Origin of the sequence: Asaia sp. SF2.1 (assembly GCF_000505765.1) — a bacterium.
In the GTDB taxonomy this organism is placed as follows: Bacteria; Pseudomonadota; Alphaproteobacteria; order Acetobacterales; family Acetobacteraceae; genus Asaia; species Asaia bogorensis.
Window position 1 is genome coordinate 150,807 of record NZ_AYXS01000001.1, and the last position, 13,335, is coordinate 164,141.

Annotated in this window: 10 protein-coding genes and 1 pseudogene; 5 read left to right on the forward strand and 6 right to left on the reverse strand. The window is 58.7% G+C overall.

Going from position 1 to position 13,335, the window contains the following annotated elements:
• Nucleotides 1–10: 10 nt before the first annotated feature.
• The 5 genes and pseudogenes from P792_RS21385 (at nt 11) to P792_RS21405 (ending at nt 6,637) form a co-directional block, all read left to right on the forward strand.
• The gene (locus P792_RS21385; protein WP_023977291.1) at nt 11–793 is read left to right on the forward strand and encodes a TatD family hydrolase; all 783 of its coding nucleotides are present in this window, start codon (nt 11–13) and stop codon (nt 791–793) included.
• On the forward strand, nt 790–1,575 hold the full coding sequence (locus tag P792_RS21390; RefSeq protein ID WP_023977292.1) for an MBL fold metallo-hydrolase: 786 nt from the start codon (nt 790–792) through the stop codon (nt 1,573–1,575). The genes P792_RS21385 and P792_RS21390 overlap by 4 nt, the downstream gene beginning before the upstream one ends.
• 276 nt (nt 1,576–1,851) lie before the next feature.
• Nucleotides 1,852–3,799: pseudogene (locus P792_RS21395) on the forward strand (PrkA family serine protein kinase).
• A 22-nt stretch (nt 3,800–3,821) separates the two neighbouring features.
• Nucleotides 3,822–5,132 carry a YeaH/YhbH family protein gene (locus P792_RS21400; RefSeq protein ID WP_023977293.1) on the forward strand — a complete coding sequence of 437 codons (1,311 nt, stop codon included), beginning with the start codon at nt 3,822–3,824 and terminating at the stop codon, nt 5,130–5,132.
• Between the two features lie 2 nt (nt 5,133–5,134).
• Entirely contained in the window at nt 5,135–6,637 is a 1,503-nt protein-coding gene (locus tag P792_RS21405) for a SpoVR family protein (protein ID WP_023977294.1), read from the forward strand.
• A gap of 329 nt (nt 6,638–6,966) precedes the next feature.
• On the opposite strand, the gene P792_RS21410 is transcribed toward P792_RS21405, so the two are convergent.
• The 6 genes from P792_RS21410 to P792_RS38120 form a co-directional block, all read right to left on the reverse strand.
• A complete protein-coding gene (locus P792_RS21410) occupies nt 6,967–9,546 on the reverse strand; it encodes a cation:proton antiporter (protein WP_023977295.1) in 2,580 nt (859 codons plus the stop codon).
• A 130-nt stretch (nt 9,547–9,676) separates the two neighbouring features.
• Complete coding sequence (thiE, locus tag P792_RS21415) at nt 9,677–10,288, reverse strand: thiamine phosphate synthase (RefSeq protein WP_023977296.1); 612 nt, start codon at nt 10,286–10,288, stop codon at nt 9,677–9,679.
• Between the two features lie 2 nt (nt 10,289–10,290).
• On the reverse strand, nt 10,291–11,058 hold the full coding sequence (locus P792_RS21420; protein ID WP_023977297.1) for a thiazole synthase: 768 nt from the start codon (nt 11,056–11,058) through the stop codon (nt 10,291–10,293).
• A 3-nt stretch (nt 11,059–11,061) separates the two neighbouring features.
• A complete protein-coding gene (gene thiS, locus P792_RS21425) occupies nt 11,062–11,259 on the reverse strand; it encodes a sulfur carrier protein ThiS (RefSeq protein ID WP_023977298.1) in 198 nt (65 codons plus the stop codon).
• Between the two features lie 123 nt (nt 11,260–11,382).
• Nucleotides 11,383–12,354 (reverse strand): glycine oxidase ThiO, encoded by a 972-nt coding sequence (thiO, locus tag P792_RS21430; protein ID WP_023977299.1) that lies wholly within the window; start codon nt 12,352–12,354, stop codon nt 11,383–11,385.
• A gap of 44 nt (nt 12,355–12,398) precedes the next feature.
• Nucleotides 12,399–13,335: isomerizing glutamine--fructose-6-phosphate transaminase (locus P792_RS38120; protein WP_035439205.1), on the reverse strand; the 937-nt coding region annotated here is incomplete at its 5' end.

Below are 13,335 nucleotides of genomic sequence, written 5' to 3' on the forward strand. Positions count from 1 at the left end.
GGTCCAACCCATGACAGGCCTGATCGACTCCCATTGCCATCTGGACCGTCTGGACGACGTGCCTGCCGCGTTGGCACTGGCCCGTGAGCACGGACTGGCAGGCATGGTGACGATTGGCACGCGCCTCTCACGGGCGCAGACGCAAATCGACCTCACCCGTTTTGACACGCCCGAATTACGGGTCTGGTGCGCGATCGGCACCCATCCCGACCATGTGGGTGAGGAAGCCTCCCCCGAGGTCGGGACGATCATCCGTCTCGCCGCGCCGGAGCATGTCATCGGCATTGGAGAGTCAGGGCTGGATTACCTGCATGGCGCGCCGTCGGTGCGCGACGCGCAGGCCCATAGCTTCCGGGTTCATATCGATGCCGCCCGCCAGACCGGGCTGCCGCTGGTGATCCATGCCAGGGAGGCCGATGATGATGTCGCGGCCATTCTGCGTGACGAACATGAGAAAGGGGCTTTCCCCTTTCTGCTCCACTGCTTTGCCTCAGGAATGGAACTGGCCCGGACGGCCATCGATCTGGGGGGCTATATCAGCTTTTCAGGGCTGTTGACCTTCCCCAAATGCGAGACCATCCGCGAGGTTGCACGCGTCATACCTGAGGAGCGACTGCTGGTGGAGACCGACAGCCCATTCCTTGCGCCTGTGCCAAAACGCGGTAAGCCTAACACGCCGGGCTACGTGGCCCACACTGCTGCGCGGCTGGCGATGGAACGCGGCTTAGAGAATACCGCTCTGGCCGAACTCACCACACGTAACTTCCACGCCTTGTTCAAGCGCGCCGCATGAGAATCACGATCCTCGGTTGTGGTGGTTCCAGCGGCGTCCCCATGGTTGGCGGCGCACAGGGTGAGGGGATCTGGGGCGCCTGCGACCCCACTAATCCCCGCAACGAGCGAACGCGCTCCTCCATCGTCATCGAGGCCGAGAGCGGCAAGCGTTTGCTGGTGGATTCAGGACCCGATCTGCGCGCCCAGCTCCTGCGCCAGAAAATCGGCGTGGTCCATGCCGTTCTCTACACCCACGAACATGCGGATCATGTGGCCGGGCTGGATGAACTCCGCGCCATCAATCGCATGCTCGATGCACCGCTTCCGCTCTATGCTACCGATACGGTCATGCACGAGCTTGAGGCGCGCTACAGCTATGCCTTCCGGCCCTGGAGCGGTACCGGGTTCTTCCGCCCTGTGCCGGAGCCGCATCTGATCACCCCCACCGACAGGCTGGCAATCTGCGATCTCGATTTGCAGCTCTTCGAGCAGCGCCATTACCGTATTCCGACGATCGGCCTGCGCTGCGGCGATTTCGCCTATTCGACCGATGTCGAGTATCTGAGCGAGGAATCACTAGAGGTTCTCATAGGCGTAAAAACCTGGATTGTCGGGTGTTTCCAGTATGAGCCCCATGTCGCTCATGCCTGGGTTGATCTGGTTATCGAATGGTGTGCACGGCTGAAACCTGAGCGCACAATCCTGACCCATATGGGACCTGCGCTCGATTACGAGACACTCCGCCAACGTCTGCCCGACGGCATGGAGCCCGGCTATGATGGCATGGTTCTCACGGTTTAAATATTTCTTCGATTAACCGTTTTTTTGTTGAAGCGCGGCTCTACATCGCGATAGCGTCAGCATATCGGGTGAGTCCGGTACCAATTTTCATAGCGAGAATTCCCCTCAAATCCGGTCATTCCGGCCAGTTCCTGACCATGTTGGAGCATTTCATGCTTCCGCACCCTTTGTCGTCTCTCAAAGCCTGACTTCCCGACTTATCGCCTGATTTCCTATCGGTGGGTGTGACCTTTTCGCCCCCGGCTTAGTGGCAGGCCTCATCGGAGCATACGAGTCATGAGTGCATTCTCGGACGTCTTTACGCTGGCCTCTTCTTACCGTGAGGAACGCCGGGAAACAGAGATGTCACTGGCTTCCTATCTGTCTCTCTGCCGTGAAGACCCCAGCTGCTATGCCAGCGCCGCCGAGCGCATGCTGAAGGCGATTGGCGCACCGGTCATGCTCGACTCAGCACGCGACCCGCGTCTCAGCCGTATTTTCATGAACCGCACTGTGCGCACCTATCCGGCCTTTGCCGATTTCTATGGCATGGAGGACGCGGTCGAACAGATTGTCGGGTTCTTCCGTCATGCCGCGCAGGGGCTGGAAGAGCGCAAACAGATTCTCTACCTCCTTGGCCCGGTGGGTGGCGGCAAGTCTTCGCTTGGCGAACGCCTCAAGACCCTCATGGAACGTGAGCCCATTTATGTGCTCAAGGCAGGCAAGCAGATCAGCCCTGTGTTCGAGAGCCCTCTTGGTCTGTTCGACCCGGAGCGCTACGCGGACTCGCTTCAGGCGCAGTACAATATTCCCCGCCGTGTCCTGACGGGCATCGCAAGCCCCTGGGCACTGAAGCGACTGGAGGATTTCGACGGCGATATCTCACGCTTTACCGTGGTGCGCCTCAACCCGTCGAAGCTGCGCCAGATCGCTGTCGCCAAGACCGAGCCCGGTGACGACAACAACCAGGATGTCTCCGCCCTGGTCGGCAAGGTAGATATCCGCCAGCTCGAAAATTTCAGCCAGAACGACCCTGACGCCTATAGTTTCTCCGGTGGGCTCAACCGCGCCAATCAGGGCATTCTCGAATTCGTCGAGATGTTCAAGGCGCCCATCAAGATGCTGCACCCGTTGCTCACGGCAACGCAGGAAGGGAATTATGTCGGCACGGAGAATATCGGTTCGATACCCTTCACCGGCGTCATCCTTGCTCATTCCAACGAGGCGGAGTGGCAGTCCTTCCGCAATAACCGCACCAACGAGGCCTTTCTCGACCGCGTATGCGTTATCAAGGTGCCTTACTGCCTGCGGGTGACCGAAGAGTCGAAAATCTACGAGAAGCTGATCCAGTCTTCAGCTCTGGGCGACGCCCCCCTGCGCGCCGCACACTCTCGAGATGCTGGCGCAGTTTGCGGTACTTTCGCGGCTGAAATCCCACCCCAACTCGACGCAGTTCGCAAAGATGCGCGTCTATGATGGTGAGAACATCCGCGAGACCGACCCCAAGGCCCGCGCCATGCAGGAATACAAGGATAGTGCCGGTGTGGATGAAGGCATGGAGGGCATCTCCACGCGTTTCGCCTACAAGGTCCTGTCCGCTACGTTCAACCATGACCCTTCTGAGATTTCGGCTGATCCGGTACATCTGATGTATGTGCTCGAACAGGCCGTGCGACGCGAGCAATTCCCGGCTGAGGTCGAGGCGGCCTATCTGGCCTCGCTCAAATCCGATCTGTCACGGCGCTACGCCGAATTCCTCGGTAATGAAATCCAGAAAGCCTATCTGGAAAGCTACAATGATTACGGCCAGAATCTTTTTGACCGCTATCTCGATTACGCGGATGCCTGGATCGAGGATCAGGACTTCAAGGACCCTGACACAGGCCAGTTGATGAACCGCGATCTGCTCAACGCGGAGCTCAGCAAGACTGAAAAGGCAGCCGGCATCGCGAACCCGAAGGATTTCCGCAATGAGGTGGTCAAGTTCTCCCTGCGATCGAGGGCGAGCAATGGCGGCCGCAATCCGTCCTGGACCAGCTACGAGAAAATTCGTGATGTGATCGAAAAACGCATGTTCAGTCAGGTCGAGGATCTGCTGCCGGTCATCAGCTTCGGCTCGAAGAAGGACAGCACGAGCGAGCGCAAACATGACGAGTTTGTCAGCCGCATGGTCGCACGCGGCTATACCGAACGTCAGGTGCGGCGACTGGTCGAGTGGTACATGCGCGTCAAGCAGTCTGCCTGATCTCTCTTTCACGGAGCGTTTCATGGAAATCATAGACAGGCGCCCGAACCCGCACGGCAAGAACACCGAAAACCGCCAGCGCGTCCTGACAAGGGCGCGCCAGGCGATACAGAGCGCCGTACGCAATGCCGCGGCACAGGGCCGCATACGAGAAATAGGCCAGGACAGTGCGGTGTCGATCCCGGCCGATGTCCTCCACGAGCCGAGCTTTCATCGGCATTTCAGCGCCGGTGCCCGCCATATCGTGCTTTCAGGCAACAAGGAGTTCGTAAAGGGAGACAGGCTGCGCCGGCCGCCGGGTGGTGAAGGCGAGGGCGCGGGTGAGGGAAGTGGTGCGGGCGATCAGGGCGGCGGCGAGGATTCCTACCGCTTCGTTCTCTCACGCGAGGAGTTTCTTGATCTGTTTTTCGACGATCTGGAACTCCCGGATCTCGTCAAGCGCGAGATTGCCTCGACAACAACGCTCGCAACCAGCCGGTCCGGCCTCACAAGCGACGGCTCGCCCTCACAGATCGATCTCGGTCGCACCATGCGCCGATCAATGGGGCGACGCATAGGCCTCAAACGTCCCAAGCCGCAGGAGTTACTTGACCTCGAAGCCGAAATCGCCGCGCTGGAGGAGGCGCGTCCTCTTTCCGACGAGCAGTTCGTGCGGTTGCAAGGCCTGCGTGACGAGCGCGACCTTTTGCGCCAACGCCTCGCACGTATTCCCTGGGTCGATCCAGTCGACCTGCGCTATCGGCGTTTCACCCCTGTCCCGAAACCCACCCCACAGGCCGTGATATTCTGCATCATGGATGTCTCCGGCTCCATGACCGAGAAGATGAAGGAGCTGGGCAAGCAGTTCTTCCTCCTGCTGCATGTCTTTCTCGAAAAGCGATACGAGAAGCTTGAGATCGTCTTCGTTCGCCATGCCGAAACTGCCGAAGAAGTCGATGAGGACGTGTTCTTTACCGATCCTCGGACAGGCGGCACGGTTGTCTCCACCGCGCTGGAACTGATGCATCAGATCCAGGCTGAGCGGTACCCGACTGACAAATGGAATATCTATGTCGCCCAGGTTTCGGACGGGGATAATATTTCGTCAGACATGAACAAGGTCAACCGCCTGATGATCGAGGCAATATTGCCTGTCGTGCAGTACTTTGCCTATGTCGAAGTCAGTATGGGCGGTGCGTTACTGCGCAGTGAAACCGATTTATGGCGTGGTTACAAAAATATCGCTGACAGCACGCCACAACTCGCCATGCGTCAGGTTCAGGACAGGCGCGATATCTTTCCGGTTTTCAGAGATCTGTTCGCCCGTCGTGCGGCCGAACGGGCAGGGGAGTAATCATGCTCTATACCGGCACCGACTGGACATTTTCGACGCTCAGGGATTGCTACGGCGAGATCGACCGTATTGCGAGCGAGGAATTACGGCTCGACACGTATCCCAATCGTATCGAGATCATCACCTCAGAGCAGATGCTTGATGTCTATACCTCGCACGGTATGCCGATCAGCTACCCGCACTGGTCGGCGGGTAAACGCTTCGTATCGCACGAGAACGCCTATAAGCGCGGCCTGATGGGTCTCGCTTACGAGGTCGTCATCAATTCGAGCCCATGCATCAGCTATCTGATGGAAGAAAATACGGCCACCATGCAGGCGCTCGTTATCGCCCATGCGGCATTCGGGCATAACCATTTCTTCAAGAACAATCGGCTTTTCCGAGAGTGGACCGATTCAACCCAGATCCTGGACTATCTGGAGTTTGCGCGTGGCTACGTGGCGCGCTGCGAGGAAAAATACGGCATCAAGGCTGTCGAGCGTATTCTGGATGCGGCCCATGCCCTGCAGGGGCAAGGGGTTGACCGCCATACAGGCAGCAAGCGCCTTGATTTGCGACAGGAGCAGGAACGCGCGCGTGAAAGGCGCGCCTACGAGGATGAGCAGTTCAACGATCTGTGGCGCACGCTGCCAGAGACGCAGGGCCTGAACACGGGGAGCGGTACCACAGACGATCAGATGGCAAGCCTTGGCCTGCCTGAAGAGAACATTCTCTATTTCCTCGAAAAGCACGCGCCGCGACTGGCAAACTGGGAGCGCGAGATTATCCGCATTGTGCGCCTGATCGCCCAATATTTCTATCCGCAACCTCAGGCGAAGCTCATGAATGAGGGGTGCGCAACCTGGGTACATAATTTCATTATGCATCGCCTGCATGACAAGAAACTGATCGATGACGCGGCTATATTGGAAGTCATCCATTCAACAAGCAATGTGATCACCCAGCGCGGCTTCGATGAGGGGGGAGGGCCGAACTTCAACCCTTACGCCCTTGGCTTTGCCATGATGAGCGATATCGCACGCGTCTGTACTGACCCGACAGAGGAGGATCGACGCTGGTTTCCCGATCATGCAGGAAACAAGGACCCTGTGGGCACGCTTCATCACGCCTGGGCTGAATATCGGGACGAAAGCTTTGTGCAGCAATTCCTCTCACCCAAGGTGATCCGTGACTTCCGCTTGTTCAGACTGGAGGATGATCTAAGCCAGCCTTATCTGCTGGTCGACGCAATTCATGATGACGGCGGATATCGAGACATACGTCGCTCCGTGGCCGCATCCTACGATCCCGGTCTGCTTGCTGAGGAGATCGAGATCGTAGGGGCCGATCTCACTGGAGATCGTATCCTGCGGCTTGAGCATCGCACGCGACCGGGAAAGCTGTTGCAACCTACGGATGCAAGGCTGACGCTGGAGCATCTTGGCCAGCTCTGGGGCTATGGTGTCATCCTGAAGGAAGTTGATAGCCAGACCGGCGCTGAACTGGGCAGCTACGCCTTGGCCTGAAAACACCCAAGCAACGCGTCGGCGGATGGAACGCCGGCGCGATGGGCTGTCGCGCAGACGACATAGGGGCAAAATCCACGCGCGCGGCGCTGCAACCTCAGACCTCCAGCCCATGAGTTGATTTGCGAGTTGGCATAATATATCTTATCGAGCTTTTATATGTAGGGAAGAAGGGCTGCTCCGACGCGCACAGATCACAACCTTATATGGCCGCTGATTGGACCTGCAAAATCTCAGTCGCTACGCTGGCGACCACTGAACGCGGCATTAACACTCGACATAGACCACCTTCGCACCGGGGTCGTTCCCGGCACAAAAGCGAAGTCCGGTCAGGAGCTCTTGGAGGTATCCCTCTCCGCCTTGATAAGTTCTCTCGCCGGGATGAACGGTTCTTTGTCCCCACCGAGCACGAGCGACAGGCGATGCCCGTCTGCAAGCCGCGCTTCTGCACGCTCGTCAATTGTTCGACGCACGATCGGATAATCCTCGACGAGACGACGGAACAACGATGCCGGTATGGCGAGCAGATGACAGAACTGCAGAGTACGCACCGTACCCCTCGAGAACGTCTCGTTGATCAATGGCGCAGCCCCAATCAGGTCCCCTGCCCCAAACTGCACATCCTGTTCGGCAATATGAACTTCCGCCAGTCCCGCTACGACAGCATAGACCATTCTGATCTTGCCGTTACGCTTAAGCAGGACCTCACCAGGCGAAGCGAAACGCAGCGAGATATTCATCGCGAGATCATGAAGAACGCCGTCCGGCACGCCCCGAAACGCCGGAAACGACCGCAATCTCTGCTCGATACCGCTCTTGAGATTGAAGCGCAGTGGCTTCTCGAGGCGCTCCTGGCGCTTTTCGACATCCTTGAGCAGTTCGCGATGCAGCTCCTCGCTGACGAGGTTGTCAGAAAGAAGCTCGTCATACTCCTCTTCCTCGAGGCGCAAGGCGATCTGATGAAGAATGCGGCTTTCCAGCGCCTCCGAGTAACCCTGATAATGCAGGCGCATCATTTCCAGCGCATCGTCGAGCATACGGCGCTGACGCCCGAGAACCTCGGAAACAATTTCGCCAATGCGGTTACCAAGTGTCGGTTCAAGGCGCTGATGCATGAAGCGCATGAGTGACAGCGAGACAAGATGCGCGATAACCAGCATCTCAAAGCGCTCGGACATGCAGTGCATGAGCGGCTGGTCGATGTGAAAGCGCCGGTGCAACATCTGCGCCATACGAAACCGCATGGTAGGGCGCAACCGCCGTCGCAGGGCTCTCACATAACCATAGCGGCCTTCCAGGCGGGCTCCATCGACCATTGCCTCGGAAGAACGCAGAAGCGTCTCCATGACGCGCCTCGACAGGCCCCGTATGCGGAACAGGTCAAGCAGAAGCGAACGCTCGCGATTGGCGATGGTGATCAGTGCCAGCGTCACGCGCTGACGATCACCGAGAGCCGTATCGAAGGTATTGGCCTCGCTCTCTTCCTGGGCGCGTCGCTCGATCTGACCAATGATGGTTTTCTGTGTCCCTGCCCCAAAACCCAGTTCGTCAGCAAGGCTGTGCGTGCGTTCGGCAACCTGTGCCAGACCGCTACTGAGCACCTGATGGCGCATCGCCTGATCGATTGCAGGCAGCTGATCGAGCTTGAGGAACATTACGAGATAGCGCAGCGTCGTGCCGTTTACCAAAAGGGTGATCAGCACAAACCCTGTCGCGATGATGCCAATGAAATGAGCGGTCGAGGTGGATACACGCTGGTTTTCAGTCACCGCCAGCGCCAGGGCCAGCGTGATGGCACCACGCAACCCGCCCCAGACCATCGTTGTCTTAAAGGGTGCAGGCACGGGAGGCGAAAGCTTGAAGGCTGCAAGGATGGGCAGCAGGCCGAATACCACGGCCCCACGCGCCAGCAACCCGGCAACCGTCGCGATAAGGATCAACACGCAGTCCCATCGCGTCATGCCGATCAGCAGGCGTGGCACCAACATTGAGGCCAGAACGAACACCAGAGAGCCCGCCCAGAACACAAGCTGGACCCATAATTCATTCAGGAAGCGCCAGACCTGAGGTCTGAAAGTGGAAGGCCCGTAAACCGACATTGTCAGGCCGGAAGCTGCAGTGGCCACAACGCCTGAAAAGCCAAGAAACTCATCGCACAGGATATAGACGATATATGGCAAGGCCAGGGTCAGCGTGATCTCGGCTGCCGCCGATCCACCTAGACCTGCAATCATCAGCAGGGTCAGGCGGCCAACCGCGACACCGACAATCATGGCGCCGCCGAACGACGCAAAGAAATCGATAACTGTCTCGCCAAGCTCGATATGTCGGTGAGACGTGACCGAGGCAAGCAGGATCGAGAAAATGGCGATCGCCGCGGCATCATTGAGCAGGGCCTCGCCCTCAACCAGTCTGGTGAGGCGCGAAGCCGCTCCGATCTCGCGAAAGATCCCGGCGACTGCCGAGGGGTCAGTCGTCGCGACAATCGACCCCAGCAACAGACAGACCACCATTGTCTGTCCGGCGAAGGGATAGAGTGCCATGCCAATGGTTAGGGTCGAGACCAGCACCGCCACGACGGCCAGAAGCAGGACGGTCGCTGTCTCATGCGCCAGACGTCGCACGTCGATCGCAAGCGCCCCCTGAAACACGAGGATCGGCAGAAAGATAAGAAGGAACGCCTCACTATTGACCGGGAAATAGAGCAGCGTCTCCGCCGCACCATCGAAGATTTCGGTCAAGGATGAGCGCAACAACAGATCTGCCGCGGCACCTATACCAATACCCGCCAAGGCAAGCAGGACCGTCTCCGACACTTCCCAGCGTCGGGCTAGAGGCTGCACAGCGCTGATGAGAACCATCAAAAGCGCCAGCGCCAGAATAACGGCAGCCAGTCCCGTCACCATCATGGGTGGGTGTTCTCCCTCATTTCTGCATAAACACCCTCACTATACGCGAAACTTCACGACTCCGCGAGTGCACCACACGGAACATAAAGGAAATATTACCGGACCACGGTGTGGAACTCTTTCGCCTCGATCAGATCTGGCAGGCTTCAAGCCAGTGCTTCACCTGTCCCTCAGGATCGGGCGAGGCAATGAAGTCCGACACTGCCGCAACACTGTCTGCACCGGCATCGATGCAGGATGGAGCGCGTTCAAGCGTAATGCCACCAATCGCAACCAACGGCATGTCAGGGCCGACGATCTTGCGCCATTCACGCAACTTCTCCACCCCCTGCGGGCCCCATATCATTTTCTTGAGTTTCGTCTCCCATATGGGGCCGAGCGCTACATAATCGGGTGAGACCGAAAGCGCACGCTGCAGTTCCTCATGCGAGTGAGTCGAGATGCCAAAGGCAATACGTGCAGCCCTGATCTGATCCAGATCGGCCGTGTCGAGATCTTCCTGCCCAATGTGGATATAATCGATGCCAAGTTCGATCGCGAGTTGCCAGTAATCGTTAAGAACAAGCCGGACATTGTGGCGTGTTGCCGCTTCCTGCGCCTCGATCACCTGGGCTCGCAGGATCTCGGGATCCAGATCTTTCAGGCGGAGCTGAATGAAACGTGCGCCAGCTGCGCCCAGCCGTTCGACCCAGCGCGGATGATCCACGACCGGGTAAATCGGGGATGGAAGTCGTGACGTCATGGTCAGAAACTCGCCTTGCCAAGAGTTGGTGTTGAGGGAACCGCCATGTCACGCTCGTCCATTGGATCGGCCCTGCGGGACAGACATCCGACGTCACAGGCCAGACGGAAGGCCTCCGCCATGACAACAGGATTTCCCGCTTTGGCAACTGCCGTGTTGATCAGGATCGCATCATATCCAAGCTCGAACGCCATCACGGCGTGAGAAGGCCTGCCTATGCCAGCATCGATCACCATCGGAACATCAGGAAAATGCGCCCGCAGCGCACGCAGCCCAAAGGGATTGTTGAGCCCCCTGCCCGACCCGATGGGTGCACCCCAAGGCATCAGCAATTCACAACCCGCCCGCAACAGGCGCTCTGCCACGACCAGATCCTCGGTGGTGTAAGGGAAGACCTTGAAACCCTCTTCCGTCAGCATGCGCGCCGCCTCAACCAGCGAGAACACATCCGGCTGAAGCAGATCACCCTGGCCGATCACCTCAAGCTTGATCCAGTCCGTATCGAAAACCTCGCGCGCCATCTGGGCCGTGGTCACAGCTTCGCGCACCGTGTGGCAACCTGCTGTATTGGGCAGAACGGGCACCTTCAGGCTGCGGACCAGTTCCCAGAAGGCCTGCCCCGCCTGCAAGCCGGCAGACTCACGTCGCAGCGATACGGTTACTGCACCAGGCTGCGCCGCCCGAACGGACTCAGCCAGAATGGCTGGGCTGTCATACAGTGCCGTTCCCAGCATGAGCGGTGAGCTGAGCTCTGTACCGTAGGCCAGCATGGCTCAGCCTCCCTGCATGGGAGCGAGAATTTCCAGCCGGCATCCCTCATTGAGAATACGTGAGGCACGGGCGGATCGCGGAACAAATTGCCCGTCCAGCGCCGTCGCAACCTTTGTCTCACCATAACCGAGCTCGATAAGGGCATCCGCAAGCGAGTGGTTCTTGATGATCTTCGTTTCGTCGTTCACCAGAATCATCATGGTGAGTCTCCTGCACTATCTGGTATTCATGCCCGGCCCGGTTCGCGCAAGCGCTCGTTTCTCGGTGCCTTGGGGGCATTACTGATCATGGTCCGGCTACCCTAAGCTGCCGGGGCAAACCTCTCAACCCGGCGTGGGGAACACGATTGCAGCCACTTCGGCAGCTCGGGCGGGGGACAGCAGAAATCCATGACGGTACATACCATTCAGGGAAATCCTGTTTCCTTCGCGATGCACCCTTGGGACATTATCGGCATAGGAAGGGCGTATGCCTGTATTGGCCTCAATGATCTCAGCCTCGGCAAAAGCCGGATGAAGCGTGTAAAGCGCATTGAGCAGTTCGCTCATGGCGCGGACTGTAATCTCGCGCCTATCGTCGCTCTCTACCATCGTCGCTCCCGCCATGAAGACCTTGTTTTCACGCGGGACGATATAGATGGGTATGCGCGGATGGAGCATACGGATTGGACGGTGAAGGGTTACTTCCGGGCAACGGACGAGAATCATCTCCCCCCTTACCCCGCGCAATCCGGCATCACTTTCCCTTGCTGCAATACCTGTACAATCGACCACCCAGTCGAACGTCTCTTCCATCGGATCCGCATCGAATCTGAAATGGCCGCCCAGCTCCACAAGGCGCGCTTCCAACCCCTTCAGAGCGATCCGGGGGTCAACGTGCCCTTCCTCGGCAAAGAAGAGCGCACGGTCAAAACGCCCCGACAGATCGGGTTCGAGCTGGCCGATACGCTCGGCATCTATCGTCTCGAAATGACTGGTTCTTCTGCCAAACCGGGCAAGTTCGACCTGATCGCGAGGGGGGGCCACAACAAGGCTGCCCTGTTGCACAACAGACGGCACATGGGCAGACCACCAGGCGAGCGAGCTGAGCGAGTCGCGTGTCACTTCTTCCGGCGCTGACTCAGCCTCGCACCAGGGGGCAAGCATGCCGCCCGCAAACCAGGACGCGCCTGAACCGATACGGGAGCCCGCTTCATGCAGCGTGACCTGCGCCCCGCGTTCTGCCAGCGTCACAGCGGTGACCAGACCGGCAACCCCTGCCCCCTTGATCAGCACCTTCGGTCCCGGTCCTGTCATGTCGAACGCTCCTTGCTGCAGCTCAGGCTATTTTTTTGGCAAGCCTACTCCACAGTGACGGATTTGGCGAGGTTGCGCGGCTGGTCCACATCTGTCCCGCGGCGCAACGCCACCTCATAGGCCAGCATCTGCACAGGGATTGTGTAGAGGATCGGTGCCACAAAGGGATCGACCTCCGGCAGGATCACCATATGCTCGGCGATACCGCTCAGGCGCTGAGCCCCCTTTTCATCCGTAAAGGCCATGATACGGCCACCGCGGGCCTTGGCCTCCTGGATATTGGAGAGCGTCTTGTCGAACAGGATCGTCGAGGGCGCGATCACCACAATCGGCACATCCTTGTCGATAAGGGAGATCGGTCCATGCTTCATCTCGCCCGCGGCATACGCCTCGGCGTGAATGTAGGAAATCTCCTTGAGCTTCAGCGCCCCTTCCAGAGCGACCGGGAAACAGATCCCACGCCCGAGATAGAGCACATCGCGCGCCTCAGCCACCGAGGCCGCCATGGCCTGGATATCACTCGCCCGGGAAAACACTTCTGACGCACGCGAAGGAAGGTCGAGCAAATGGGCCAGCAAGTCGCCCGCACGCTTCTCCGACATTGTCTCACGGGCCCGCGCAATGGCAATCGTGAGTACGGCAAGCACCGCGAGCTGCGCGGTAAAGGCCTTGGTGCTCGCGACCGAGATTTCGGGTCCTGCAACCATGCCAAGAACCACGTCGCTCTCGCGGCCCATCGTGCTGCCCTCAACATTGAGGATCGAGACGATGTGCTGCTCGCGTTCACGGAGGCTGCGTAAGGCAGCAAGCGTATCGGCGGTCTCGCCAGACTGGGAAATCATCAGCGCCATACCACGTGGGGTCAGGGGCGGATTGCGGTAGCGCAGTTCGGAGGCCACATCGATATCGACCGGAAGTCGCGCCTCGGCCTCAAGCCAGTAGCGGGCGACAAGACCAGCATAGAAGGCCGAGCCACAGGCG

Coding starts and splice junctions, on each gene's coding strand:
- P792_RS21410 (WP_023977295.1), bottom strand. CDS start 9,546: ATGATGGTGACGGGACTGGCTGCCGTTATTCTGGCGCTGGCGCTTTTG.
- thiS (WP_023977298.1), bottom strand. CDS start 11,259: ATGATGATTCTGGTGAACGACGAAACGAAGATCATCAAGAACCACTCG.
- P792_RS21405 (WP_023977294.1), top strand. CDS start 5,135: ATGCTCTATACCGGCACCGACTGGACATTTTCGACGCTCAGGGATTGC.
- thiO (WP_023977299.1), bottom strand. CDS start 12,354: ATGACAGGACCGGGACCGAAGGTGCTGATCAAGGGGGCAGGGGTTGCC.
- thiE (WP_023977296.1), bottom strand. CDS start 10,288: ATGACGTCACGACTTCCATCCCCGATTTACCCGGTCGTGGATCATCCG.
- P792_RS21420 (WP_023977297.1), bottom strand. CDS start 11,058: ATGCTGGCCTACGGTACAGAGCTCAGCTCACCGCTCATGCTGGGAACG.
- P792_RS21385 (WP_023977291.1), top strand. CDS start 11: ATGACAGGCCTGATCGACTCCCATTGCCATCTGGACCGTCTGGACGAC.
- P792_RS21390 (WP_023977292.1), top strand. CDS start 790: ATGAGAATCACGATCCTCGGTTGTGGTGGTTCCAGCGGCGTCCCCATG.
- P792_RS21400 (WP_023977293.1), top strand. CDS start 3,822: ATGGAAATCATAGACAGGCGCCCGAACCCGCACGGCAAGAACACCGAA.